This window comes from Novipirellula methanifontis, from assembly GCF_052161655.1.
Classification (GTDB): domain Bacteria; phylum Planctomycetota; class Planctomycetia; order Pirellulales; family Pirellulaceae; genus Novipirellula.
Genome location: NZ_CP197418.1, coordinates 6,192,569 through 6,217,257 on the forward strand (window position 1 = coordinate 6,192,569; position 24,689 = coordinate 6,217,257).

The following is a 24,689-nucleotide window of genomic DNA, read 5'->3' on the forward strand; positions in this document are numbered from 1 at the left end:
TTTCAGAACGCAACTCAGGCTGCGTCTTGTTGTCGGAACTGTTGGTATGCCAATAACACATCGTACAGATCCGCGTCGATACGAACGGTGTCGTCCGCGAAGTCACTGAGCCAAGTTCGGTTGGATTTTTCGGCGTCGATCAATAGCGGGACAATTTGCTTGAGCGAAACATCGACCGTCTTTGGGGCAGCCACGCCCGTCATTCGGTCCAATTCGCGTTCTTTCCGCTCCTCTGAATGATGAGGTGTCAACTTTCGATTTGCGGATCTTGCCGTGGAAAAACCATTCTCAGAAACAACGCGAAATTTCGGTTCAGGCATCAACTACATCTCGGAACGTGGATCGAGAGAACTTTTATCCTCTCGAGAACGACCCCTGACAAAACGCAGGAGGTTAACTCAGTCTTCTTTAAGGAGAGAAAAACGACTGCCATCGGCACCGCTTTGCTTCCTAGTCGAATCATCGACTTTGACGGTTAGGGGACTTAAATCAAATTTATCGATTTTTCTAATTGTCAATTTCGCGTGTTTTTAAGGCCCGTCAGTCGTCGCAAGCCTCCGCCGGTGTTGCGTAACCATTTTGTGGCACGCAAAAATGCTCATTCATACGTCGCGGCCCATCAAGCGAAAGGCACACCGATAACGTGGGTTGGGTAGGCAAGATCGGCGAACAGGGATCATGGAGCCCGGCTGCTGGAATCACTAAGCCATGCCGCCCCGAGAGACGAGGTACCACATTGAGCCCCAAATTCCTTAGGTCAATTTTGGAAAAACTTGTTGGCCCTCGCGCATCGCGGGGCTCCCCGGTTGGCGTGGTCGCGGTTCTACAGGCAGCGGCATCGTGCCGGACCGATTTCTCTGCCAAATGGGCTGTTTCGCGGGATCAGACGGAGTGTTCAGCGGTTTTCACGCTGTTTTCCATTGTGGAATGTGAAGCCCCTTTGCCACCGTGATACCAAAGTCGATGCATTTGGATGGCACGGGCACGGGACATTATTTCGGATTACGGAACTGCTAGCAGATTGGGGCCCGCTCGTAGGTTGACATTTCCGCTGTTCGGCAATATCTTCGCCCTGCGCGGCGGGTTGCTTTATTGTTGACCTGTTGATTGAAACTCCAGCAGAGCCGCTATAAAACACCTAAAACTGCTGGCTTCCAAAATTGAAGGTATGTTTCGACCTCAGAAGAGTGTCTATGGAGATGATTCCTGGACGTTTTCTGAACTCGAGCATGCCTATGAATGAGACCGACTTGCGATGACTGTCGATCTAGAAGCAATTGCCCGACGTGGGCGTTGCGAAGAATCAAGTTTACGAATTGCGTTGCCCCTAATTGAACAAGGATACTCGCCGCCATTTTTGGCGCGATATCGGCGTGATGAATTAGGCGGTTTGGACGAGGCCAGTCTGTGGGCACTCGCCGAAGCTGTTCAATCGGACCGTCAACTTGCGGCGCGACGCGCCGAATTGCTCGAGAGTTGGAGTGCGACGCCGATTGCCGATCCCGCGCTGGGACGAGCGATTGAGAAAGCGAACTCCAAACGCATGCTCGAGCGACTAGGTCGACGGATCAAACTTGAATCCGGTGAAGCGGTCGATTCTGCCACTCGGCTTGCTGTTCGTGTTCTGAACCCACAAAAGGGTGACGGAGACGACTTGCATGCGATTGCGGAAAAGATGGAAGCCATCGATGACGCAAACGAAGCCAGCGCGAAACTTGAAAAGTCGTTGGCTGGTCGCTTGGCGGGTGATCCGCGAATGATCAATGCCGCGGTCCAGTGGCTTGGCAAGAACGCAAAAATTCACGTCATCGAAATCCATGATCCTCACTCGAGTGCTGATCATGGCGATGACGATTCCGACCACGGCAAAGAGCAAAAGCCCAGTTCGGCCAGCACAAAGTCGGTCAAGAGCAAGGCCGCTGCCTCCGATGAAGCTTCGCTAACAAAAGTTGCCGAAGAGCCTGCGGCCAAGGAAGCTGCGAGTGACGCTAGCGCCGCGACGGAATCCAGCGAAACTGCGGAATCCAAGTCGGAGCAACCAGCAGCGACTGTCGAAACAACCGAGCCCAAGGCTGAAGAGTCTAAGGTCGAAGTGAAGGCCGAGACGGCTGCTGCCGCTGCCCCCGAGGCAACGAGCGAAACGCCACAAGCTGAGACGCCAAAAACCGAAACGCCACAAGCTGAAGCAACTGCTGAACCGGCTGTTTCGGAAGCTGCCACTGCGGGCACAGCCAGCACGACGCCAGCCACCGAGGCAACGGACGCTGCAGCGGAGGCAACCACGACGGAAGCATCCTCGCCCGAAACACCTGCTTCGTCCGAAACACCTGCTTCTCCAGAAGCCGCTGCGACAACGAAACCGTCCTTCGCTGATGCCAAAGACAGCGAAGCAAAAGGCAAAGAGCCCAAATCCGACAAGAAGGCCGAGCCAGCGCCTGCGAAGAAGCAGAAGAAGGTTTCGCCTCGCCAACGACGTCGTCGTTGGTTAATGAGTGTCTTGAAACCGTTGCAAGGCAAGCGGATCCCCACGAACAAGCTTAGTTCATTCCAAACGGTGATGCTCGCTCGTGCCCTTCGCAGCCAAGTTGCGAATTGCTCGTTCGAATACGATGCCAATCGTTTAGTAGCAGAGCTGCAGGCCACCGCTGATCGCATCAATCCCCGCTTGGCGGATATGTTGCGAAACATTCTGATTGAAAACGAAGCTGACATTCGGGGTGCTGCCGAGGCCGCATGGTGGGACGAATTACAAGAACGTGCGTCGAGTCGTTTGCTCGGTATCGCCGCTGACCATTTGCGAATGCAGGTCAACCGCAGCGGCGTCGAAGCCAAAGTGATCATGTCGATCGATGCCGTCGGGCCTCGAACCGCGGCAACGGCGATCGTCGCGAGTGATGGTCGATTGTTGCACTGCGAAGACTTGCCCTGCCAATTGTCAGCCGGAATGCGGTCGCAAGCGGTGCTGCGAATGGGCGAACTGATTCATGCTCACCACGTCGATTTGATCGTAATCAGCAATGGTCCCGCACGCCGAGGATGCTTGGTCGCGGTGGGTGAATTGGTTAAACAATCGCCCGAGAATTCGATTCGCTGGACATTGGCGGATCGCAGCGGTGCGGACACCTACGCCGGAAGCCAGGTTGCGGATCAAGAAATGCGAACGACGCCTCGTCGATTCCGCAGTGCAGCCTGGGTCGCATTTTCGATTCTGCAACCTGCAGGCGCAATCGCAAAGGTCGATCCTCTGAAATTGCGTTTGGGATCCTTCCAACGAGAACTTGCCGACAAGGCACTGATGGAAGTGCTCGACGATGTCATGATCAGCGGTGCTTCGCGTGGTGGCGTCGATGCAAACTCGGCGCCCACGTCGTGGTTGTGCCGTTTGCCTGGCGTTACGCAGGAGGTGGCCGACGCGTTGGATTCGGCTCGTCGAAACGAATTGTTCAAGTCTCGAGAACAGATCGAAGAGCTTGATGCGTGGGGCGACAAGGCGTCGACGCGACAAGCGTTGCCGTTCTTGCGAGTCTTTGGCAGCGAAGAAGTCCTCGATGGAACATTGATTCACCCCGAGGACTATCCGTTGGCCAAGAAGTTGGCAACGACGCTCGAGATCGAACTGCCGCCATCGACTCCACCAGGTTATGAAACGCCCAACTTTGACGAAGACGCCGCACCAAAACTAAGCGACGTCGTCGAGCCAGTTGCCGAAACCAAGGAATTAAAAACCGCCGAAACCGACGAAGAGAAACCTTTCGGCTTAGCCGCGGAAAACGAAGCGGGTGAATCGGACGCAGCTCCTGCGGATCCGGCAGCCGAAGATGTTTCAGCAGCCGAACCTTCCGGCGAACCCGCGGCAGAACCTGCAGTTGAGACGGCGGAAGCGGATGCTTCGGCAAGCGAATCTGCGGAGGAAAGTGTCGCAGAAGCTCCGCAGGCTGAAGAATCTTCCGATGCGGCCGAACCAGCAGAAGCCGCTGCGGCGGTATCGATGCGTGTGGTTCGTCCACGCCCTGAAAAAGCCAAAATTGACAAGTGCATCAAAGAATGGCAGATCGGTGCCCGCCGAACGCGTCAATTGGTGAGCTGGTTGTGTGACCCGTTTGGTGATAGTGATGTCGCCGATGGGGCTTCCAACGCAGTGCTGACATCGATGCCAAACCTAAAGACGCTCAAGACCGGCGACCAAGTCATCGGTGTTGTCGTCGGCGTCATGCCGTTTGGTGTGTTCGTTGAATTGGCACCCGATTGCAGCGGATTGATTCACGTTAGTCGCGTTTCGGAACAGTTCATCGAAGACCTGCACGAAGCGATTCAAGTCGGTGACGTGATCACCACTTGGGTGACCGGAATCGATACCAAGCGTCGTCGAGTGGCGTTGAGCGCGATCTCGCCTCAACGTGAAATCGAACTCGAAGAGATGCGTCGTCAACGCAACGATCGTCCGCAACGCGGTCAACAATCGCAAAATCGTGGCGGCAACCGCGGCGGTGCAAACCGCGACGCTGCTCCAGCACGCGGAGGAGCGTCATCCGGTGGTGCCCAAGCTTCACAAGGCAATCGTCCCGACAATCGTGGCGGTCGCGGCAAAGCGGGGGCATCAAGCGGTGGTGGTGACCGAGGCGGCCGACAAAGCGGCGGTGGTCAACGCGGTGGACGTGATGGCGGACGCGGACGCGACAACCGAGGCCGTGACAATCGCGGCGGCGGACGTGGTAAACAATCCGAAACGTACCGCGTCGTTAGCAGCAAGCCGGTCGAACCGATCAGCGATGCAATGCTCAAAGGCGACGAGCCGTTGCGATCGTTTGGCGATTTGATGCAGTTCGTTACGAAGGACAAGGTCGAGCCGGCCAAAGAAGTAAAATCGAAGAAAGAGAAAGCCAACGTTAGCTCGGAAGCACCGGCAACTGCTGAAGCGACCCCATCCACTACGGCACCCGCCGCGAGTGAAGAGCCAGCGAAAGCAGTCGCGGAAACTTCGAAACCGGAATCAGCGGACACCTCTACGGTAACGCCCGGCGACGAGCCAACCTCCACTCCAACGGATACATCGGCCTGATTGATGAGCGACGATTTTAACGAACGGCTCGAGTCGGCTATCCAGCGTGGGAAACAACGAGCCGAACAGAAAGCGTCCATCGAACGTCAACAGGAAATGAGCGCCGAAGAACTTCGGCGAATGCATACGTCGTATCGATTGTCGCTATCGGATCATATTGAAAAGGCGGTGCACCGCGTCGCTGACCATTTTCCCGGCTTTCGCACCGAATCGCTGTTCGGCGAAAACGGTTGGGGTGGTGCATGCTACCGCGACGACCTGCGTATCGAAGCGGGCAAGCGAAGCAATCAGTACAGCCGTCTGGAAATGATGATTCGGCCTTACAGCGACCTGAACGTGCTCGAGCTCAAAGGCAAAGGCACGGTGATGAATCGCGAGCTATTCAACCGCAATCATTTTGTCGCCATCGCTGAGGCAAATGAGGCTGATTTCCAACGGATCATCGACGCCTGGGCGATTGAATACGCGGAAGTATACGCGACCAAAAGCATGTAGCTCGCGAAACTCGCAGCGAGTTTCGGCCGGCGGATGTAAAGCCAAAAGCCTTGCTGACTTTCGCATCGCTAAAGTCGTTTCTAGTGCAATTTGACAGATGGCGTGGGACTCAGTCGTAGCTGCGTTCGCCAGAACGTGGTCCACCGTCTGGCGACGGTAGCTACAGACGAGTAAAAACGCTCTAGCGTGGTTTATTTGGCGACCATCCGTAGACGTCCGATAGAGCGCCTACCACGACATCGCACAATTGATTCAGACGAATTGGCTTACTCAAAACCTGGTAAGCTTTCATCGATTCGGCTTCACGTCGAATCTGCTCGTCCAATTCCGCCGACATCAGCACACAGGCGGGACGATCAGGGTTATCGACGAGCTGCCTCATCAAATCGAGTCCCGTGACCCGCGGCATATGGACATCGACCAAAGCCAAGTGGACTCGCCGTTTGCGAATCACATCCAAGGCTTCATCGCCATCGCTCGCTTCGCTGACCTGAAACCCTCGGCGCGCAAGTCCTTCGCAAACGACACGTCGAAATGCGGAGTCATCGTCGGTAACGAGCAAGTTTGGCACAATCATAATCAGAACGTCCTCCGCTTGTTCGATCCCTAGTCCTGCAAACCCACGGGGCACTGCCAAACGGGCAGCCAGCCAGTACACTATTATAGCTTAGCAACTTTGATGCCGGTGCCATTATAATCGCTGGCGGCTTCCATTTGCGTCGTTCCGAATAGGCTGCTTGTGAGCTCTTCTCCGTCAAAACCACCTGCGACGACTTCGTCGCATCGACCCGACGCCTCGCCAGCGGCAGCCGCTGCGGTGGGGGAACTCGCCAAGCGGATCATCGGCAACGTTGAACTGGCTATCGTGGGCAAGCGAAAACAGTGTGTTTTGTCGCTGGTGGCATGGCTGAGTGGCGGCCATATATTGCTCGAAGATGTCCCCGGGGTCGCAAAGACGATGCTCGCTCGTGCGTTGGCACGTAGTGTCGGATGCAAGTTCAAACGGGTTCAGTGTACGCCCGACCTGCTGCCATCGGACGTCACCGGGACTTCGATTTTCAATCAGAAAACGGCGGAGTTCGAATTTCGCCCCGGGCCCGTATTCACTCAGATTCTGTTGGCCGACGAGATCAACCGGGCCACTCCGCGAACGCAGGCATCGCTGTTGGAAGCGATGGCAGAGACCTGCGTGACGGTAGACGGGACGACACACTCGCTGAAGCCGCCATTCCTAGTCATTGCAACTCAGAACCCAGTCGATCATGAGGGGACGTTCCCGCTGCCCGAAGCTCAGTTGGACCGTTTCATGATGCGGTTTTCGCTCGGATATCCATCGATGGATGAAGAGTTACGGATGCTCGAACTGCTGCAAGGTGCCCATCCCGTGGACGGATTGAAGCCGGTGGCTGCGGCCGAGGAGTTGGTGCAAGCACAGTTGGAGGTCAAGAAGATTCACGTGGATCCACGCGTTCGCCAATACCTGCTGCAGATCGTTCATCAAACACGTCTGCACGAAGACCTTGCGCTCGGTGGCAGCCCGCGAGCCACGATCGCCTTGTTCCGCTGTGCACAAGCAATGGCAGCGATCCGCGGCCGAGCGTTTGTGTTGCCCGACGATGTCAAACGCATCGTCGCGCCAGTGATGAATCACCGCTTGATCGTCCGCCCCGAAAGCCGGCTGCGAAAGGTGACGGCGGAGAAGATCGTCGAAGAGATTCTCAGTGAAATCGCAGTACCCACGATCGAAGCCGCATGATTTTTGCCCCGTGCCTTGCGGTTAGCTGCCGGGCTGGCAACTGGCCCGCGGGTTCGCGCCGCATCGCTAGGTGAAGGGCATCACGTGATGTCCCTTCACTTCAGTCCCTTACACGGACTAATTTTAAGGCGACCAACGATGCACGCTAGCCTCGGTAGGGATGTAGGGCCGGTTCCCACCGGCCAGTCACAACCCGACGCGTGAGCGAGGGACACGACACGATCAATACTCTCTTGCTAACGCATTGGGGAGTATGGAAAAACTCGCAACTTCAAAATGCGTGAGCTATGATGTCCGCCAGTCTTGGGCTATCGCCGTTTGAATGTGTCACCGAAACGTGTCAAGTGCGAAGTCGTAGGTGTTGAGGTGCCCCTCTACCACGGAATCATAACCTGTCTTCTGAACCGGCTGGTATCCGCCAGCAAGATTCCAGACGATCGGCACCGACGCTTTGCGGCAGGATGAGAAAATAATCGAATCACGTATTCCGGCTTCAGCAAGCGTCAATATCCCGCCTCCTGCAGGGTCACCAACCAGAACGTCCATGCCAGCTTGGTAGATTACAAAATCAAAATCTCCCGTGCTGATTGAGTTCGATATGCGTTCGATTTCTGCCAAGTATTTTGACGCTTGATCCCGATGCGTGAATCGAAAGCCAAACGAATTGTGGTGAATCCGATCGTCGGCAAGTCGCATGAGAATGTCATCCGTGCCGTCGCCACGGTGAAAATCGCAATCGAGAATCAGCACGCTGTTGACAGATGGAGAGTTGAGTACGTGACGCGCAGTCAGCGGCAACGCATTAAGAGCACAGAAGGACCCAGGCCGTGACCAGTGTGCGTGGTGAAATCCTGAGGTAGGAGAAAAAGAGCAGCCGGTTTCGACAGCATCCGTTGCGGCTGCAATCATGCTAGCCGCGGCAATTGCGATGGAATTGGCCATCCGTGCTGAGGCAGGAATTGAAGCCTCGTCGAACGTGTTAGGATCAACGTTCGACACCAAACGCACAAAGTCGTCATCGTGCGTTCCGCTCCAGCATTCCCAAGGAAGAGGCTCGAAACCATCATTTGCATGGAAGTCCGCGGATTGACGCAGTGCGCAGATCAATCGGTGCGTCTTTTCGTGAGAAGGAATCGTCAAATCAGAATCGCTGACGATCATCTCATCGCGAAAAAAAGTTTGCATAGTATATCTGTCCGATATGACGAACGGCGGTCGTTTCCGAGGAATGCCAATCTAGTCTCCATTTGTAAACACAATGTCGCCCACCGTCGCTCAGTACAATCGCTGGACTACTCGCCATCTGGGAAAGCTTTGGTGATGTCGATACCTCGTTCGGCGAGAAACGCAGATACGCGCCGGCGCTTAGAGTAGTCATTGGTCGAGAGGTCGAAGATCGTCTCTTCGAGTTCAGTGGTGTAGTACGGATCAGCTCCCGCGTCGAGCAGTATGGCCATGAGGTCAGTCCGGCCGAGGTGTAAACAGCAATGAAGGGGGCAGTCGTTCACGTCGGATGATAGGTTCGGGTCTGCACCATGGGCGAGCAATGCAGCAACCATCGCCGAGTCGCCAAGTTGACATGCAATCGTGAGCGGAGTGTCACCGAAATCGTTGCAGCGGTTCACGTCGAAGCCATTTTTGACACAGAACACTGCGGCGTCGACGAAGCCCTCCGTCACCAGGAAGTGAAGAGCCGTCTCCGATCGGAAGTTCGTACTCCGGAGTTCAGGGTATCGGCGAAGCAGTCCGACTGCAGCAGTTCGATCACGAGCGGCTGCGTCGATGAAGTCGCCAACGATCTTGTTGTCGAGCACCATTCAATAGCTCATTTTAGAAACAGATGGAAACAGCGGGCGGCGGCGAACAACTCAACGACTGCGAATCCGACGACTGCCGCCGGACCAGAGCAATCGCTGGAGATCCGCATCTGTACACTGACCCTCAATTCATACCGATGTACACATGTTGATGCTGGGTCTTGATCTTAACTCCCCATCCAATATCCTGGACCGCGATTCCCCAAGGCATCCACCAACGCAGATACAAGAGATAGCCGTCGCGTAGCGGTCCGACGGGGAACGTCATGCAGCGGCCAACAGGGGAGTAAACGAGCAGGAACGCTCGCTGCGACTTTGGTGCTTGATAAAGATCTGGGTTGTAAGTGGCGTGAGTAAATCTGTTGACAACCCGAAGCAAAATTTCGCCAAACAGGTGCAGCAGTTTGTTCGTCGTTGATTAAACACCCGCCCCATGGCAGTGTTGACATTTTCCAGTGCCTCCGCACCTCGGGCATCCCGTCGCGACACCGGTTCCTTTTCGGATGCAATAGCAGTCGCCCGTTCCCTTGCACGTGCTGCAAGGTTGTTGCTTTATTTTTGTCTCGATTTCTGTCGCGAAGGTTGCGTCCGGTATTTCCTCGCCAATGACGCCAGTGAAGTTATTGGGTAAATGTTCTTTTTGGTCGTCGAAAAACCATGCAATTTCATCGCAAACCATTGCGTGTAATTCCACAGACCTGTGAGGAATTTGTATCGGCGATATGTGTTCGATCTCAGAATCGTTATCCAAGAACCGTTTTGAGAACCCTAATAATGGGTAGTCTGTTATTCCATCAGACCGAATCCAACATTGGTCGATAGTGTTACAAATAGAAAACGCAGAACGTTCGCACGCAATTCGGCGTTTCGGTTTGCTTAAACCGGACTCCTTTAGAGCATCGTTTAGGTCGGCGATTAGTACTCGCACGAAACCACGTGCGGATCGCCAATAATCGTCTTCATCCTGTTCAAACATTGCAGTTTCAGACATAAGGTTCTTGATTTCACGAACGGTAAGGGGTGGCGGGAGTTGATCCTCTAGTTCGAAACTCGCGACAACCGCCACTCCCGTGCAATGCTCTGGATTATTCCGTCTTGCACAGCTAAGTTTCGCGAATCAGCTTGATGAATCATCAGGTGCTAGGCGGTCCTGTTGCAGTCCAAGGTATCGCATCGAGAGATTAAGTGAAATCACCAAACATAGCATCAGCGAGACGAATCCAACTTCAAGCGACAATACGTAGTGAACCGTCGAGAGCTTTCTCTGTGGGGCAAACGCGTAAAATACCGAGGTGCCACTAATGCAACATATTAGGAAACAAACGAGCCAGCTCTTGACGAGCCACCTCGTTGCGAATTTGCGGGTAGTTTGACGTTGGACTCCCCATGACACAATTGCCATCGCTCCAAACACCGGAATGGCAGCAAACAGGAAAGTGAACAGAGATACCGTTATTGTGGCTTGCCAAAAAGACTCTATAGCAATCGCGTGATGGCTAAACAGAAATGCGATAATTCCACTGTTGCACACCAACGATAACGTGATGCCAATCCAGAACACGTTAGACGCGCTAACGGCTTTCAATTGCAAAACTCCAAAATATGACAACGTCTGCGTGCTCCAAGTCGGGTAACGGTCGCGTGACCGGGGACGGTGAGTCGGATTTGCCATTTGCAAAAACACGATGTCGTCCTCCGTCTCTACGGCATGGTTACCCGTCGACTTGCGTCAATCAACGGGAAAGTTTTCAGCGTGACATCGCAAAGTATCAGCATACTCTCGATTGAACGAACCATGCGGACGTTCGCCGTCACGAAAGTATCGCTCAAGCTGTGTACGTGGTGTGATCCAGTGCATAGTCAGGCCGCGAGTTTGGGCAATTACGTCGTTGGGCAAGTGTGGGATTCGCCCAGCGTGAAAATCTTTCAACGCTTTGAAATCAACGGAAATATGGGATGAGGCGTATTCGATCGTACGCGGCGTGGGCAGATCTTGAGTGTGGTATTCGTATCCGATCAGATCTTCCCAGCGTGGACGGCAGCACGATACGGATCAGCGGAAATCGCAGGATGCGGAGATTCGTATGGGTTTGCGTCCGTCACAGTCGGATTTCAGTCGGGTAACGAATTGCGATCTCTCCGGCTTCTTTACAAACGGATTGATCGTGCGCCCAAACGAGATCGCTTTGGGGCTTGACGTTTTTAATCAAACATCGATTGATTTCTTCACCGATTCTACCCCGGCCAAAGATGCTGCGGCAACCTGGTTGGGGACGCTAATGCTTGCCGTCCCCTTTGATTCACTCATCGAAATCACGTCAGCGTTGACCGGGCCGCGTCCAGCTAACATTGAATGAAAGAACGACGCATTCCGCGGCTCCGCGTCCAACGCTTTGTACTGCCCTCAAACTAGGTCCATCCAAATTTTAGTAGCGCCCGGCCACATTGGGGACAAGGTGATCGCAGCTTAGCGAGGTCGATGTTGGCAATATGGCATATTGGACAATAGACACCATCGTCCGGGAGCGGGATGGATTCTCTCAATTCAGATAGTTTAGACGCTTCGCGATACACCTCTTCAGCACTTGCGTCCGGCGATGGTAGCCCAGAGGCTTCCGGATTCGTGATCGTTGAATTCAGCGGGGTCGTCGAAATCCACTCGTCCGCAAGATGGTTCGCGTTGTCGTCAAATCGATCGGTAATGTCCAATTGGCTAAAGGACAATGCTTTGGGATCAATCAGTTCTATCTTTCGTAGTCGGAGAGTCAACACACCAGACTTTGTGAACTCCTTCTTCGATTGCGGTTCTGCATGCACAACTGACCAATCAGCGTCGCCAATGTGTAAGGTTGTCTCCGTTGCGAATGAATCTGGTAGATTCGCTGGCGGCATTTCGGACTCAGCAAACACTTCACTGTTTGCATCGTTGATAAAGGTCACCAGCACTTTTCGACTAAACCATGACATCTGGACTTCTTTGTGAGAGAACGGCAGCGATATGCGAACGCCGGGCGAACGGCAACCAATTGAAACCGTTGACCACCGCCGCTCCGTCACCATCGGACTACTATCCTTTTTGCTTTTCGGGTATGACGCGTCGCGAATTCTTTTCGGTTCGCAAGGCATACGCAGCCCACACTATGCAGGCAGCGGTAACCGCGATTGCAAAACCCAAACCCAGTTTGGTTGCGGGAGGAGCAGGCAAAAGCAAACAAACGAGCAAATAGAGCAAGATTGGGTGAACTACCTTGCCCCAGCTTTGCGGTACCAAATATCCAAGTTCAGCGGCAGTGCAGCGAACGAATATGTGAAACGAAGCGAGAAAAAGTGGGATGAACAACCAGGGGGCAAACGCCGCGTGTCCGAGCGGAGCTAGGTAGAAACGTGTGGTCCAGGGAAAACTAAATCCAACTAGCGACACTGTCAGCAAGAATGCAGACCACAGTAATTGAGCGCCATTCGTATTTTGCGGAGAGTCCATGGTTTAAGCGTCGGGTGTTAGAGTTCTTTGTCGGAGGACGGTACGGATATTCGAATGCCGATGACAGTCACCCTTTTCCAAAACGCGAACCAATCGGCACTTTCATCCATTTGTTAGCTACCGTCTTTTGTTGTTTGGATGTGAACAACGGTGCTATCCACCGGATCGTCGGTACGTGTCCACTGAGCAATAGGGCGGCCACGACGACGCCACCATGAACCAGCTTTTTCTTGCGGGTATCGTGCAGGCGAGTCCTCCCAGGTTTCCTGTCGACCGTACGGTGTCATGTCCAGCAAATGCAGAGTAGGGAGCATGGCTTCGATTCCGCGCCATTTCGTTTCGTATGTTTGGAACACTCGTTCGTCAGTCCGCAAGTAGCAGCGAAGGTCGCCACCGTCCCGAGTCGTCAACGCGTCGCCGGAGTCGGCAGTCGAATACCACGGTGCCGTCCACCCCATGAAGTCGCGGTAAGCGACAATCTCGTCAATCGCACCGCTGCTAAAGACGGCGTAGGTTACGTCGCGGTCAGCGAGGTAGGCTTGGACGGCTGCAGTCATTGCAGTTTGGCTGTGCGTGCACCCTTCGCATTGCTTGTGGTGGGGGGCGCCGCTGTTCCACATGAAGTGATAGACCATTAACACACGCCGGTTTTCGAAAACCTGATGCAAAGGCATGGCACCATTTTGGCCTACCACAGTGACCGAATCCATCGGCGTCATCGGCAGTCGCCGCCGAGCGGCAGCGATTTCGTCTCCCTTACGCGTGTGTGCTTTTTCGCGAACCAGCAGTTCCGCGCGGGCTCGCTCCCACTCTTCTCGGCTCACGATTTTGGGGGTTGGCGATTCAGTCATTGTATTGTCCTGTTCTCGGTGATTGGATCGAAAACTGTGTTTGCGCCATGAACTTTGGTCCGATAACGTTACCGATCAGCCGGCGGCGACGAACGTCGCAGCCACTCCCAAAAAGCCCACCACCGCCGCTCCGTCGGCCTCGGATGATTACCCGAGGCGTGTGCTGAGTTAGGGACAGTGGAGGTGGAAATCAATTCTATACGATTGAGCATGTCATCGTCGCCCAGTCGTTGGGCCAATGTGGTTTCCATTTGTAAATATCTTATCCCGTTCTTCGTGTGCATCGGATGGTTCATCACTCCGCACTTCCGTTGCTGCCATCGAGGTAAATCGGTTCGTTGCCCAGAAAACGAGAAAGTAAAGCGAGAGGTGCAAGAGAAACACAAAGATAATTGGCGCCGCGCTCATCGTTGGATGCACCCTCTCAAACAGCGGAACTGCGTTGAGCAGGATCATCATGGGACAGACGTAGGCGAAAAGCACGGTTGACGTAATGTAGATCGAGACCTCAATCGGATCACGCACTAGGGTGGTACGTCGTGCAACTTTCAACCACCAAAAATCCCCAACCATCGAACAACAAATTGTCAAAGCAATCTGATTACGTTCGTTGCGGTACGGCAAGAAACAATTCAGGTATGCGTAAATCAGGGCAATGATGAGTTGAAGCGAAAGTAGGTGAAGGATCCGAAGCGGCCCCCGCGGTTGCTCGTAAATTCGCGATGTCGGCCAAAGTCCGAAGGTCGAAAGAGCAAACGCCAGGATAGTTGCGCCGACGGTAGCTGGGATTACGTTTGTGTACGTTGTCAATCTCGATCAATCCTGGCGAATGGTGGTGTTCACGGGGTTCCGGAGGTTGGCTGGCTGTGCAAAGTTGTCGTGCCACCGCAACTCACTGGCAACTCGCAGTTCGCCGATCTATTGTTCTGGCAGCAACCATGCGAAATTTGCGGGGCGTACATCAGCCATGCCGTGCTCTAGCAACGCTATATTGGGTGATTGATCACGCGGGACATGCCGCGACAACGGTTGCTGTTCGGTGTCGAGAACGACGATTGTTTGCCCCGCGATTTCCTCGTAGTCGGACATTGGCAGACGGGGCGTCCCACGCAAGCTCATTCTTCACGCAATATCTTTTCGATCTTCCGCCCTTTTGCTAATTCATCGACCAGCTTGTCCAAGTATCTGACCTGCTGTGTTAATGGGGTCTCAATGTCTTCAACCCGATAGCCACAAATGACACCTGTGATAAGGTGTGCATTGGGATTTATCCTGGCGTGCTGAAAGAAGTGTTCAAACGTCATTTTGTCGTCGATGCGTTTCTGCAGCTCCTTTTCGTTAAAACCCGTCAGCCAGTTGATCACCTGATGTAGTTCTTTTTTGGTCCGGCCCTTCTTCTCAACCTTGGCAAGATAGTGTGGGTACACGGAAGCAAAGGTCATTTTTGCAATTCGTTCATCATGATCGTTGGTGCGGTTCATCTTACGCTACTCATTTTACTAATTGCATGCCACTTCTGGTCGTCTTCGCGTCAAAGGTCTCTCCATCGAACTTTTGTTTGTTGACGCCAAGCAGCCAGTCGACAATTTCGGCGAAGAATATGAAAGGCGCAGTCGCAATCATCCACAGAGCAACCAATCCGATTGTAAGAGGGCTCGCGGACGCCATCTTGATGATCAGGGAGATAGCTACCGCAGCAACCACAGAATAAGTTAGTAGCAACTTCAGAGAGAATTGGAAACGCCGACTCGGTTGCTTACTATCGGTCATAATCAATTGAGCTCAGGAAAACGAGAGCATGGGAGGTGACTGGATCTAAGGACTAACGGCAGCCATCACCCGGTACGCGCGAGGACGGCTTCCATTTCAAGAACGCCCTTTCGCGTGCTCCGGTGCAGTGGTGCGCCCAGTATGGGCGTGATCTTGTGGGGTGCAAGTCCCTTGTACTTAGGTCCCGTTTCTTTCAGGCAGTTACCATACCAACTGAAATTTGAACGAAAGATCAGTACGAGGCTCTAAACTTAGCAAATGGGGCAACTGCGCCGGAGGTGACGAGCCGTGAAAAAGAAGCGTGCGAATGTGACCGTAAATCTGGCTAGCCGCCGCGAACAGTTTCGTTCGAGCAACAACCGAATCGGACGAGCTTCAACGCTTAAACCGTCGCCAGCCACATTCACGCCAAGACCCGCGTTTGCTACGAACAGAAACCCGATAGGAGGCCGACGTCTACAGGCCCGTCGCGGAGCGATCATTGAGATCGCAGCAGGCTGCTGACTGCGAAACCGAACCGGAAGCCCGGCGGATGCCTTGGAGAAACACGGGGCGCAGGTAGATCGGGAGCTTGGGCGGGGACAGATCACGAAAACCCTTATCCGGGGAGAACTTCTAGCGTACCCGTGAGTAGGGCTTGCCCGAAAGGCGGGGCGGAATGCGGTAACGCATGACGTGCCTGGAGAATGCAGCAGAAGTTGTAGTACCGATCCGCCAAAATCCAATGGCGGCGGGAAGAACCGAACGTCAACAGTCATGAAACGAACCACCGATGACCTCAGAGCACACGATCGCAGAACAACTTGTCTTCGATTTCGTCGAAGCGGATGACGCTGCGCCAAAGATCCCGACGGATGATTCGGGTCTGGCGGTCATCGAGAAGTCAGCCTTGGGCGATGATGCTCACAATTTGATGGAAGCAATTGTCGATGAAGTCAACATGGAAATGGCTTGGGCAAGAGTGAAGGCCAACCGTGGAGCCCCAGGGCCCGACGGAATTACGGTCGACGACTTTCCCGAGTGGTTTGCTCCGCGTTGGCAAAACATTCGCCGACAACTACTCGATGGCATCTATCGTCCGGGCCTGTCCGGCGGGTGGCCATTCACAAACCCGATGGCGGCACGAGAGAGCTCGGAATTCCAAACTTGCTCGAACGCGCCATCCAGACCGCCATTTTGTGAGTCCTCACGCCGATCTTCGATCCAGGATTCTCGGAATCGAGTTTCGGTTATCGACCTTATCGCTCGGCGCAAGATGCAGCCAAGCAGGTACAGAAGATCATCCGCAGCGGTCGACGCCGATGCGTCGATATGGATCTGTCAAAGTTCTTTGATCGAGTCCAGCATGACGTGTTAATGGCACGCGTGAGCCGCAAGGTTCACGACAACCGACTGCTAAAGCTGATTGGACGCTACCTGCGCTTTCGGAGTGATGATCGATGGAGTATGTCAACCAAGCGAAGAAGGAACGATGCAGGGCGGTCCGCTCTCACCACTCCTTTCCAACATCTATTTGGATGATCTGGACAAGGAGTTGAAACGGCGCGGATTGCCTTCCGTGCGGTATGCGGACGACTTCGTGATCTTCACAAAGTCCGATGTAGCTGCGCATCGTGTTTACGCGAGCGTTGAGCGATTTCTGGCGCTGACGTTGAAACTGCAAGTCAATCACGTCAAGAGCAACGTCTGTAAGACGCAAACGCTTGAGTACGTGGGCTACGAATTTCGTGGCTATGGCGGACAGTTTCGCGTGAGTCGAAAGAAGCTCGACGTATTCAAACGGCGTGTCTCGGAAATCTTTCGTAGAAACCGAGGCATATCGATGAAGAAGCGTTTCGCGGAGTTTCGTTCTTACGCAATTGGTTGGCTTGGGTATTTCCAGTTAGATCAAGTCAAGACAACATTCAGTACGCTCGACAAGTGGCTTCGGCGACGGGTTCGGGCATGCTACTGGAAGCAGTGGAAGAAGTCGAAAACATGGCTTCGCAACCTGATGTCATTAGGCTTGTCGTACCGGGACGCCCGTCCGTTCGCGTTTAGCGGCAAAGGCCCATGGCGTCTATCCAAGACGTCGGGAGTCCAACGTGCGTTATCGAACGAGTACCTGAAAAGCGAAGGCTTACTGAGTCTATTAGAGCGTTGGCAACAGCTTGCATCCTCGCGGCGAATCGCCTAGTGCGGACCCGCATGCTAGGTGATGTGGGAGGGGTCCCGGAGCAATCCGGGCCCCTATCCCGATCATACTCTTAGGTGGACTAAATGATTTGCAAATTAGAAAATGGCTTCTCTCGCCGTAATTCACGAGCTGAATCACGAAGACTCGCTCACCTGCTTTCTGGTCGTAACCGACGATGTGGAGACCGCGGTTCGACAATACAAACGAAAGAAGCCAAATGAATTCAACAACAATCTCAGTCTCGACTACAGCGAAAAATCGAGTGACCCCCGAGCAGCTCGCTTTCTCCGCGGTTCGGATCGTGAACGTCGCTTTCGACGTCGGCAGTGAATCGCTGCACTGGGCGATGGAACTGCCTGATCAGACACTCAGCGGCAAGTGCGACAATACGAGCTGCGACATCCGCACGGCACTCAGGCAGATCAGCGTCAAAGCGGCAAAACACGGCTACGGTGAATTTCGCGTCATCTGTGAATCAACCGGCATCTATCATCGACGCTTGCTGCAACTGGCCGGCAGTCTGGGCATGCGAACCTGCCTGGTGCATGGCGAAGCGGTTGCCAAGTTCCGCACGATTCAGTTCGCTGACCATGGTAAGACCGACGACAGGGACCCGCGAGCGGCACTGACGGTTGCCAAAGTTGGCAAACTGATCCGAGACCGCAAGCTCGACATGCTCTACGCACAGTTGCGTGAACTTCACCGTCTGGTGCATCGCTGTGAAGCACGCATCAAAGTCGCCAAGTGTGAACTGCATGCGGATCTGCGGAACCTGTTTGCCGATCTCCGCTTGGACAAGTCGGTGCTGTACGGGCCAACCGGGCAAGCCCTGGTCGAAGAGTTCGCCGGTAACCCTCATCGAATCGTTGCGGCGGGCGAGGAAGTCTTCTGTGCTGCGATGAAGGCCCGCTCCAAGCACACCAAGCAAGCAACCCTGAAGAAGATCTGGAACGCGGCAGTTGAATCCGCTGATGACGATAACGATGGCCTGGCCGCAACACTTGCCGAAATCCAAGCCGCCGCCGTGCAGCAACTTTATGCGGAAATCACCGCGTTTTTGCAGCAGCGAGGCGAACTGGAACAACGGATGCAACAGCTCTAATTGCAGCTGCAAGCCGACGATGCCCGATTGCCGAGCCCGTGCAAAGGCGTCGTCACGCTGCGGTTGCTGTCGCGACTGGTGGCCGAGATCGGACCTCCAGATGACTTTCGCACGCTGCCGCAGTTGATGCGTTACGCGGGATTGAATCTGTGCGAACGCCAAAGCGGCAAGGTCGGACGAAGATTAGTCGTCGCGGCCGGAGGGAACTGCGTTACGTGCTGAACCTGATGGCGATCCCGCTGGTCGGGCGTCAGAAACTGTTTGGTGACTACTACTGGAAGAAGAAGGAGACCGACAAGATGCCGGGGCAGAAGGCGAACGTGTGTGTGATGCGGAAGATTTTAAAAATGTTCTTTGGCTGGTACCACAGCGGAAAACCGTTTGATCGAGAACGCGTGTTCGTGATGGCCAGCGAGTACAGCAAAGCCGCTTAGAGCACCGCCTAACAAGCCCCATCGATTAGCAAACAAAACATTAACTCAACCATGGAGGCCCCTTTTTTCGATCCGCTATCGAACCATGGCGACCGGTGATGACCACCATGCCATCATCAGTTGAGCGTGAAAGCGAGCAACATGATCGGTGCACCCTGACCGGGCCATCCGTGCCTGAGTCCTGTCACACCGGTTGCTTTTTATCTTACGACATGGCCAACGAGTAAGCTCAATGCCGCTCCCTTAGAGAGAGCCCAAATGCGAACTTCGCCAGTGTAGGATTCGGTTCGAGACGTCTGATCGAAAGGACGCACCAGCGAAGTCAAAAAAAAGTGCAAGAAAGTTGCGAGGCGGAAGTGGGAAAATCACTCTGCGAAGCCAAGTTCAAACGAGCATCGCGGCTTAACGCGAGCTCGAAGAATCGGCTCGCTTGCCGCCAGTTAAAAATTCCGCTTGACAAGCAAGCGTAAAGCGATGGCATGGTTACGTGGTCTTTGTTACGCCCACCAAACGCGTGACGCGAAATCGTCACCAAGCAATGTAGCAAAAAAGTAGTAGCCATGAGCAATCGCAGCAATTGATCCAATGGCGACAACGAATCCTCCGGTCCAAACGAATCGTTTTGACTCCGATGATTGCGAAAGCGAAGCAATCGTAAAACCCAGGAGAGTTCCTGGGACGACGTAGTTCATCGTAAATGAGATCACACGATTGTATGGAATTAGGTCGAGAACAAATGATTGGCGAAGTAGTAGTTCGACAGTTGCGGCGGTAAGAGCGACATGGACGACGAGTAGCGTACCCGCAGCGATGATCAATTGGCCAATTCGGTCCATTGTCACGCGTCGTCGAATCATCATCACGACCGCGATCGGCAGCAACGTCATGCAAACAGCCGGAAGCATCACGACAAGTTGAAGTCCGACAATGCCACGAAACGCGTATGCGGCAATAACGACAGTTGACGTGAGAATTCCGAACGCATAGCGGGACGATGTCGACAGCGATTCGTCACGATCGAGAGAGGTTGGTTCGTAAGGATTCGTTGCGTTCAATTCGTCCACATAACGACCGGCATCACCGGGCGGGGAGAGTAAAACTGTCCATTTCAAATTCGGCCGCAAGCCCCGCTCCGTGTGAATGCCATGGTTATCCCAAGCATTTCCTCAGTCCGAGCTAGCCCGGCATGTCATGGTCTACAAACCTGTTCCGTTCTCCCATGAACAGTTGCAAACCGTGGTCAAGAAAGGCGTCGTCCGCATTAAACCAGAATGTAGCACGTGGTTCAGGATGCGTGGTAACGCCTTCAAGTTTTAGCTTCCGGGTTAGCTGTTCGACCGTGATCGGCTTTCTTCCCATGCGGAACGTTTCGTTGTACGTCGGAAAAATGTTTCGCAAAACATATGCGTACATTTTCGTTTGGATCGCTGGGAAGTTTTCAACGATGCGTCGAGCGCGGACGATACACGGTCGCAATTGGCCACCACTGTCGGTGTAGAGTGTGACTTCCACACGGCGGCCACCGAGCCTCGCTGTTGCTTCGTATTCGTCTTTGCCGTCGAGCGCTACCGTGAATGCAAGCGTTCCCAACACGGGATCATCAATCACATCGGGAAGACTCGAATTTCGCTTGTACTTCGGCATGACGAGACTTCAGTGGGATAACGGCGGAATTCACGGGGGACGGGCGAAAGACTTTTAAGCAAACCATTAAACACTGCTCCCGTCCTCCCGTGCAATTCATGGTTCGTCGATCTTGCCTGAAACTTTAGGTTGCGAGATGGGATGGCCATCAACACTGATCCACCCGAATCCGTCACACACCCAGCATACAACATCGGATTCCATCATTGGCATTCGTGACCATCTCAGGCCGTGACATTGATCGCATTGTTGCGATCCAGGAACTGGCTTTGGAATCAAGTCAGTCAGGCGCGGCAGACGAAGGCTACGCGCGCCAATGGTCACGTATCTTCCGATGTCGCGTTGCCGGTCTGTGAATTCAGGTTCGGCATTAGCAGCGTAGTCCCAGATCAGAATGCGGCCGTCAAGTGTCAAATAGACCGCCGGCCCAAGTCCGTGGGTCAGCACTACAGCATCGTACTTGAGCAGGTTTTGATCGGGGTGCGGACGTTCGAGTTGCTCTTGCTGCTTAGTGACAAGTTGATCTCGCAATTGGGCAGGAATCGCTAGCATCATTTCATTCGACGAACGGTACCGATCACCGAGGACCGAGAGTTAAGCATCCATTCGTGAAAACGATCCACCGGTTTTTCGGTGCATCGGATGGTTCGCCACGTTTTCAATGGTCGGGGCGTCGAATTGAATCGGATTGATGGCGTTGCCAAACCAATAGGTAAATATTCGCCACAAGCGGTGGTGTGTGTGGCATCCATTCTATGTGATACGTCTCCGGAGTGTTTGCGTCGATGGAATATTCAAACGAGCCCATTTTGAGGTCACCATGTAGTACGATGTCGAGCCCATCGTCAGTGAATGCAATACGTTCAATTCGAGCACCGAGCGGCGCATGGTAGCAATGGACACCATGATTTGCGCCAAACGTGTACAGGGCAACTCCGTCACCGCTCTCGGTACCATCCGTAACTGCGGCACGTTCGATCTGTGCAACCCGCGATTGATCGTCGAAAATTAACTCCGGGATATCGCGTGCAGAATCTTGGACGCGTGATTTCGCAGAAGACTGACCGAAAGCCTGAACAAGCCACGGGAGTGGAAGCGTATCACCAGTTGTAAGGGCGTCGTGATACCAACGAAGCACTTCGGCCTGGCGCTTGCTGCGTTGGTAGCCCCAAAATGCGAGTGCCACTCCGAACAGGAGTGGAATTGTGAAGACGAGCGTGCGCAGCGAGAAACGTCTCATATCGAATGTTGGCGAACGAAGTAATTATCGCCGGTTGTGGTGGCGATAAGCGGGGCCTGGGGCTGTTATCGCCGGTTGGACCTTCGGCTCCCTCGGTGACACGTGGAGTGTTATCGCCGGTGCGAGGGAGTGTTATCGCCGGTTGGCGTTTGCTGAATATGAGGGGACTTAATTCTTGGGTCAAGCAAAATTGTAAGCTAATTTTCCATCCGAGGCATTGACCTGTGATGCAGCCATGCAAAGAATCAGCAAAGGTAGTGCTGCGGCGATGCGGATGGCGGTAAAAACGATTCAGCACTCAGAAATGCCACCCTGCTTTGAATGGCCGTGGGAGTGGGCGATGACCTTTGCTGTGGGGCCACCGCAACCGGGACGGAATCTGCTCCACACGACCGATTTGGCCAGTTTCTCTTTGCCCAATCGGGTGATTGCAAAGGCCAATTCCATGGCACGCCTTAGTCAGTCGAGAACCACGTGGCGCGAGGAACGTGACAAGTGGGCGAAGATTTGGTTCGAGAAACTCAGTCGGTTTCATGGTCGCAAGCCCCAGGCGACTTGGGAATTCACCGCCGACGATGTGATCGCCTTCCTCCGCGACCACCTGCGGCGCAAGTCGCCTGCTTGGAAACGCCTGAAATCATTCAGTCCCTAATTTCCTATCGCCGTTACGTTCAGGCGTCTGCGTTTGATGACCTGAAGTTCATCCAAAGCAAACTCGAAGAACTCGCCCGAGCTGAGAAGGTTAAGGAAGCGAGATTGCAGGAAGCGGGTGAAGGGACGACGGAGGAAATCGAGGACGTCAGTTCACATATTTTTCGCCTTAGTTTTGTGACCCATTTACTGCGTACGGGAACCGACATTTGCACGATCCAAGAGTTGCTTGGTCACGCAGATATCAAGACGACTCGGATCTACTTGCACTCGCTCAACCGCGAGGATGTGAAGGTGGTTAGTCCGCTGGACCGGATGAACTCGAGTCGTCAAACGGTTCCCGCGAACCGCGGAGCGAACGCCTCGGACACCCAAGACGCGGCGCAGCAAGACGCCAGCACCGAACGCGGGCCAGCCCAATGTGAGCCATCCCAATGCAGGCCAGCCAAATACGAGCCAGTTGCCCGCTCCGACTGCGAGCAAGCGCACCCTCAGGGTGGCATGATTCCCCAGAACGCCAACGTTGCTGGCCAAGTGTCGGCGTTGGCGAGTGCGCTTTCGTTAACCGCAGGTCACTCGCGGCAGAGACTCAAAGCGGCCCCATGCCATCGAGTGCCCCAACGCGCCCAGGATCGGGAACCATCACATGCAGCGTCACCGCCAGGGGCACCCCAAAAACGGTTGAGGTGGTGGACCACGGTGGCGAACTGGGGGTTCCCGCGAGCATCCGTGTCGGTGGGTTGTTTCTTGTCATGCAGTTGATCGACGCTGCGAGTGTGCGTGGGAGGGGTGAGGAGTTGGGAGTTGGGAGTTGGGAGTTGGGAGTTGGGAGTTGAAAAAGATAAATTGACAATTGCAAATTTGAAATTGGTGCGCTTGATGACGAGCCTGGAAGGGAAATAGGAAAAAATCATTGAACAGGAGGTAAGGGAGATAACAGAGAAAGTGGTGAACCATGACTCCGTTTCCTCTGTGCCCTCCTGTTCAAACAGACCGCGCAATCATTGCTCTCGTTTGGTGGTGGAGAGTTGGTTGCTCGGACGAGATTAGGATTAAGAGTACGATTAAGAGTTCAGTCGGGCGGGATCTTTAGCAAGATTCACTACGGAGGGTGGCGTTGGTAGCGGCTGTTGGGGCGAGTCGGACCGGACGCGGAATTGATGGGCGGTGCGAGTGAGCCGGAGGCAGGCCTTCACCCGGACGAGGCCTAATGGGCCCGTCCGACCTCTCCCGTGCTGCGCTCGGGAAAGGTGCAGATGGAAGTGGTGAACGTATTGTTTCACATTCGATTTTTGAGACGCCCGGAAGACAGTTGCTATTTTGTCAGACGCTGGTGATACGTCGAAACACTTTGCTCGCTACACGACCGCTGGCTACGGGGACGTCGGGGTGGGTGCGTTTCGTTGATGAGGTTGGTGGGTATGATAGGAAAGGCGGCTATTCCATCATCGACACCTTCTCTCGTCTGACATTCGCATGAACACTTTATCGCTGGCCGGATCGTCGACGCGTTGGTTTCTTCGCGGTACCGCAGTCGGGATGCTGTTGATGGCCGCCGTCAACGCACTGTCTTATTTCGTGCGTTCGAGCGACTGGAGCAGTTTGGTCGGCAAACCAAAATCGCAGAATGAATCGATCGGGTTTCCATTAACGGTGTGGGAGGCTGGGAACACCTATGGCGGCTTGTTCGCGGACTATCCCAACATGGGCGTTAATATTTTGGTCGCTGCGGCAGTCGGTTCGCTGATTGGTATGGTTGCCGCGCGGCACCGCGATTATCTAAATCAATTGGTGGGCGATTTCGAAGAGGGCGACAGTGCAACCGCCCCGACTCAGCCGATCCAATTCAGTCTGTTTGGGCTGATGGTCGCCACCACCATCGCGGCCGTGTTTGCGACGGTGGCGAGCAAGTTGGCCGTGCGGCCGGAAACGTTGATCGCAATCTATACGCTTGGCCCCATTACCCTGGTCGCACTGGCGATGCTGCCGCGGCGGTTATCGTGGCAGCAACGCGTCGTCATTATCACGCCAGCAGCGTTCTCGTTAATCGCCGTCGCAATTGCCGTGGGCCGGGGACTGAATATGGAATTTGACAAAGTCCTGATGGGTATCTTCCTCAGTTGGACCCCGCAGAGTGCGATCGCGGCGATCGCACTGACCAGCTACCTGTTGATTCAACAATCAAGAGGAGTGAGGAGTGAGTAAATCGTAGC

25 protein-coding genes are annotated in these 24,689 nt (G+C 54.2%); 11 read left to right on the forward strand and 14 right to left on the reverse strand.

Annotated features, from left to right (window positions below; genetic code table 11):
- Nucleotides 1-14: 14 nt before the first annotated feature.
- Nucleotides 15-320, reverse strand: a complete 306-nt coding sequence (locus SH528x_RS22290) for a hypothetical protein (protein WP_442505660.1) — start codon at nt 318-320, stop codon at nt 15-17.
- Between the two features lie 935 nt (nt 321-1,255).
- Here SH528x_RS22290 and SH528x_RS22295 point away from each other — a divergent pair.
- The gene (locus tag SH528x_RS22295; RefSeq protein WP_442505661.1) at nt 1,256-5,059 is read left to right on the forward strand and encodes a S1 RNA-binding domain-containing protein; all 3,804 of its coding nucleotides are present in this window, start codon (nt 1,256-1,258) and stop codon (nt 5,057-5,059) included.
- Nucleotides 5,060-5,062: 3 nt separating this feature from the next.
- Complete coding sequence (locus SH528x_RS22300; protein WP_442505662.1) at nt 5,063-5,554, forward strand: hypothetical protein; 492 nt, start codon at nt 5,063-5,065, stop codon at nt 5,552-5,554.
- A 181-nt stretch (nt 5,555-5,735) separates the two neighbouring features.
- Here the strand turns inward: SH528x_RS22300 and SH528x_RS22305 are convergent, their stop codons facing one another.
- The gene (locus tag SH528x_RS22305) at nt 5,736-6,131 is read right to left on the reverse strand and encodes a response regulator (RefSeq protein WP_442505663.1); all 396 of its coding nucleotides are present in this window, start codon (nt 6,129-6,131) and stop codon (nt 5,736-5,738) included.
- Nucleotides 6,132-6,371: 240 nt separating this feature from the next.
- Between SH528x_RS22305 and SH528x_RS22310 the strand changes: the two genes are divergently transcribed.
- Nucleotides 6,372-7,310, forward strand: coding sequence for an AAA family ATPase (locus SH528x_RS22310; protein WP_442512156.1), 939 nt, complete (start codon nt 6,372-6,374; stop codon nt 7,308-7,310).
- Between the two features lie 327 nt (nt 7,311-7,637).
- On the opposite strand, the gene SH528x_RS22315 is transcribed toward SH528x_RS22310, so the two are convergent.
- The 4 genes from SH528x_RS22315 to SH528x_RS22330 form a co-directional block, all read right to left on the reverse strand.
- Complete coding sequence (locus tag SH528x_RS22315) at nt 7,638-8,495, reverse strand: hypothetical protein (protein WP_442505664.1); 858 nt, start codon at nt 8,493-8,495, stop codon at nt 7,638-7,640.
- A 107-nt stretch (nt 8,496-8,602) separates the two neighbouring features.
- Nucleotides 8,603-9,127 (reverse strand): ankyrin repeat domain-containing protein, encoded by a 525-nt coding sequence (locus tag SH528x_RS22320; protein WP_442505665.1) that lies wholly within the window; start codon nt 9,125-9,127, stop codon nt 8,603-8,605.
- A gap of 124 nt (nt 9,128-9,251) precedes the next feature.
- Nucleotides 9,252-9,395, reverse strand: coding sequence for a hypothetical protein (locus tag SH528x_RS22325; RefSeq protein WP_442505666.1), 144 nt, complete (start codon nt 9,393-9,395; stop codon nt 9,252-9,254).
- Between the two features lie 2,141 nt (nt 9,396-11,536).
- A complete protein-coding gene (locus SH528x_RS22330) occupies nt 11,537-12,094 on the reverse strand; it encodes a hypothetical protein (protein WP_442505667.1) in 558 nt (185 codons plus the stop codon).
- Here SH528x_RS22330 and SH528x_RS22335 point away from each other — a divergent pair.
- Nucleotides 12,088-12,354: a hypothetical protein gene (locus SH528x_RS22335; protein WP_442505668.1), complete on the forward strand. Its 267-nt coding sequence runs from the start codon at nt 12,088-12,090 to the stop codon at nt 12,352-12,354. The two genes, SH528x_RS22330 and SH528x_RS22335, sit on opposite strands and share 7 nt — an antisense overlap.
- Before the next feature lie 367 nt (nt 12,355-12,721).
- Here SH528x_RS22335 and SH528x_RS22340 read toward each other — a convergent pair whose 3' ends face one another.
- The 4 genes from SH528x_RS22340 to SH528x_RS22355 form a co-directional block, all read right to left on the reverse strand.
- On the reverse strand, nt 12,722-13,459 hold the full coding sequence (locus SH528x_RS22340) for a DUF899 family protein (RefSeq protein WP_442505669.1): 738 nt from the start codon (nt 13,457-13,459) through the stop codon (nt 12,722-12,724).
- A 918-nt stretch (nt 13,460-14,377) separates the two neighbouring features.
- Nucleotides 14,378-14,548, reverse strand: a complete 171-nt coding sequence (locus SH528x_RS22345) for a hypothetical protein (RefSeq protein ID WP_442505670.1) — start codon at nt 14,546-14,548, stop codon at nt 14,378-14,380.
- 26 nt (nt 14,549-14,574) lie between these two features.
- Complete coding sequence (locus tag SH528x_RS22350; RefSeq protein ID WP_442505671.1) at nt 14,575-14,940, reverse strand: DUF2200 domain-containing protein; 366 nt, start codon at nt 14,938-14,940, stop codon at nt 14,575-14,577.
- Nucleotides 14,941-14,950: 10 nt separating this feature from the next.
- Complete coding sequence (locus SH528x_RS22355) at nt 14,951-15,229, reverse strand: hypothetical protein (protein ID WP_442505672.1); 279 nt, start codon at nt 15,227-15,229, stop codon at nt 14,951-14,953.
- Nucleotides 15,230-16,423: 1,194 nt separating this feature from the next.
- Between SH528x_RS22355 and SH528x_RS22360 the strand changes: the two genes are divergently transcribed.
- From SH528x_RS22360 to SH528x_RS22380, 5 genes are all read left to right on the forward strand, one after another.
- Nucleotides 16,424-16,750 (forward strand): reverse transcriptase domain-containing protein, encoded by a 327-nt coding sequence (locus SH528x_RS22360; protein ID WP_442512157.1) that lies wholly within the window; start codon nt 16,424-16,426, stop codon nt 16,748-16,750.
- Complete coding sequence (locus tag SH528x_RS22365; RefSeq protein ID WP_442505673.1) at nt 16,662-17,405, forward strand: reverse transcriptase domain-containing protein; 744 nt, start codon at nt 16,662-16,664, stop codon at nt 17,403-17,405. Before SH528x_RS22360 ends, SH528x_RS22365 begins: the two co-directional genes overlap by 89 nt.
- Before the next feature lie 217 nt (nt 17,406-17,622).
- Nucleotides 17,623-18,507 carry an IS110 family transposase gene (locus SH528x_RS22370; RefSeq protein WP_442505674.1) on the forward strand — a complete coding sequence of 295 codons (885 nt, stop codon included), beginning with the start codon at nt 17,623-17,625 and terminating at the stop codon, nt 18,505-18,507.
- Complete coding sequence (locus SH528x_RS22375) at nt 18,508-18,729, forward strand: transposase (protein WP_442505675.1); 222 nt, start codon at nt 18,508-18,510, stop codon at nt 18,727-18,729.
- Nucleotides 18,723-18,941: a hypothetical protein gene (locus tag SH528x_RS22380; protein ID WP_442505676.1), complete on the forward strand. Its 219-nt coding sequence runs from the start codon at nt 18,723-18,725 to the stop codon at nt 18,939-18,941. The genes SH528x_RS22375 and SH528x_RS22380 overlap by 7 nt, the downstream gene beginning before the upstream one ends.
- 497 nt (nt 18,942-19,438) lie before the next feature.
- Here the strand turns inward: SH528x_RS22380 and SH528x_RS22385 are convergent, their stop codons facing one another.
- The 4 genes from SH528x_RS22385 to SH528x_RS22400 all read right to left on the reverse strand — a co-directional run bounded on the left by SH528x_RS22385 (nt 19,439) and on the right by SH528x_RS22400 (nt 21,825).
- On the reverse strand, nt 19,439-20,005 hold the full coding sequence (locus SH528x_RS22385; RefSeq protein WP_442505677.1) for a hypothetical protein: 567 nt from the start codon (nt 20,003-20,005) through the stop codon (nt 19,439-19,441).
- A gap of 112 nt (nt 20,006-20,117) precedes the next feature.
- Nucleotides 20,118-20,585: a DUF2262 domain-containing protein gene (locus SH528x_RS22390; RefSeq protein ID WP_442505678.1), complete on the reverse strand. Its 468-nt coding sequence runs from the start codon at nt 20,583-20,585 to the stop codon at nt 20,118-20,120.
- Nucleotides 20,586-20,681: 96 nt separating this feature from the next.
- Nucleotides 20,682-21,140: a hypothetical protein gene (locus SH528x_RS22395; RefSeq protein WP_442505679.1), complete on the reverse strand. Its 459-nt coding sequence runs from the start codon at nt 21,138-21,140 to the stop codon at nt 20,682-20,684.
- Between the two features lie 103 nt (nt 21,141-21,243).
- The gene (locus SH528x_RS22400) at nt 21,244-21,825 is read right to left on the reverse strand and encodes a hypothetical protein (protein ID WP_442505680.1); all 582 of its coding nucleotides are present in this window, start codon (nt 21,823-21,825) and stop codon (nt 21,244-21,246) included.
- A 495-nt stretch (nt 21,826-22,320) separates the two neighbouring features.
- Between SH528x_RS22400 and SH528x_RS22405 the strand changes: the two genes are divergently transcribed.
- Complete coding sequence (locus tag SH528x_RS22405; protein ID WP_442505681.1) at nt 22,321-23,238, forward strand: tyrosine-type recombinase/integrase; 918 nt, start codon at nt 22,321-22,323, stop codon at nt 23,236-23,238.
- Nucleotides 23,239-23,952: 714 nt separating this feature from the next.
- Nucleotides 23,953-24,681, forward strand: a complete 729-nt coding sequence (locus tag SH528x_RS22410; protein WP_442505682.1) for a hypothetical protein — start codon at nt 23,953-23,955, stop codon at nt 24,679-24,681.
- Nucleotides 24,682-24,689 lie beyond the last annotated feature (8 nt).

Bases quoted from the DNA above. Each gene is read 5' to 3' on its own strand.
- SH528x_RS22290 (WP_442505660.1), bottom strand. From the start codon at position 320: ATGCCTGAACCGAAATTTCGCGTTGTTTCTGAGAATGGTTTTTCCACG.
- SH528x_RS22295 (WP_442505661.1), top strand. From the start codon at position 1,256: ATGACTGTCGATCTAGAAGCAATTGCCCGACGTGGGCGTTGCGAAGAA.
- SH528x_RS22300 (WP_442505662.1), top strand. From the start codon at position 5,063: ATGAGCGACGATTTTAACGAACGGCTCGAGTCGGCTATCCAGCGTGGG.
- SH528x_RS22305 (WP_442505663.1), bottom strand. From the start codon at position 6,131: ATGATTGTGCCAAACTTGCTCGTTACCGACGATGACTCCGCATTTCGA.
- SH528x_RS22315 (WP_442505664.1), bottom strand. From the start codon at position 8,495: ATGCAAACTTTTTTTCGCGATGAGATGATCGTCAGCGATTCTGATTTG.
- SH528x_RS22320 (WP_442505665.1), bottom strand. From the start codon at position 9,127: ATGGTGCTCGACAACAAGATCGTTGGCGACTTCATCGACGCAGCCGCT.
- SH528x_RS22325 (WP_442505666.1), bottom strand. From the start codon at position 9,395: ATGACGTTCCCCGTCGGACCGCTACGCGACGGCTATCTCTTGTATCTG.
- SH528x_RS22335 (WP_442505668.1), top strand. From the start codon at position 12,088: ATGACATCTGGACTTCTTTGTGAGAGAACGGCAGCGATATGCGAACGC.
- SH528x_RS22330 (WP_442505667.1), bottom strand. From the start codon at position 12,094: ATGTCATGGTTTAGTCGAAAAGTGCTGGTGACCTTTATCAACGATGCA.
- SH528x_RS22340 (WP_442505669.1), bottom strand. From the start codon at position 13,459: ATGACTGAATCGCCAACCCCCAAAATCGTGAGCCGAGAAGAGTGGGAG.
- SH528x_RS22345 (WP_442505670.1), bottom strand. From the start codon at position 14,548: ATGTCCGACTACGAGGAAATCGCGGGGCAAACAATCGTCGTTCTCGAC.
- SH528x_RS22350 (WP_442505671.1), bottom strand. From the start codon at position 14,940: ATGAACCGCACCAACGATCATGATGAACGAATTGCAAAAATGACCTTT.
- SH528x_RS22355 (WP_442505672.1), bottom strand. From the start codon at position 15,229: ATGACCGATAGTAAGCAACCGAGTCGGCGTTTCCAATTCTCTCTGAAG.
- SH528x_RS22365 (WP_442505673.1), top strand. From the start codon at position 16,662: ATGATCGATGGAGTATGTCAACCAAGCGAAGAAGGAACGATGCAGGGC.
- SH528x_RS22370 (WP_442505674.1), top strand. From the start codon at position 17,623: ATGAATTCAACAACAATCTCAGTCTCGACTACAGCGAAAAATCGAGTG.
- SH528x_RS22390 (WP_442505678.1), bottom strand. From the start codon at position 20,585: ATGCCGAAGTACAAGCGAAATTCGAGTCTTCCCGATGTGATTGATGAT.
- SH528x_RS22395 (WP_442505679.1), bottom strand. From the start codon at position 21,140: ATGATGCTAGCGATTCCTGCCCAATTGCGAGATCAACTTGTCACTAAG.
- SH528x_RS22400 (WP_442505680.1), bottom strand. From the start codon at position 21,825: ATGAGACGTTTCTCGCTGCGCACGCTCGTCTTCACAATTCCACTCCTG.
- SH528x_RS22410 (WP_442505682.1), top strand. From the start codon at position 23,953: ATGAACACTTTATCGCTGGCCGGATCGTCGACGCGTTGGTTTCTTCGC.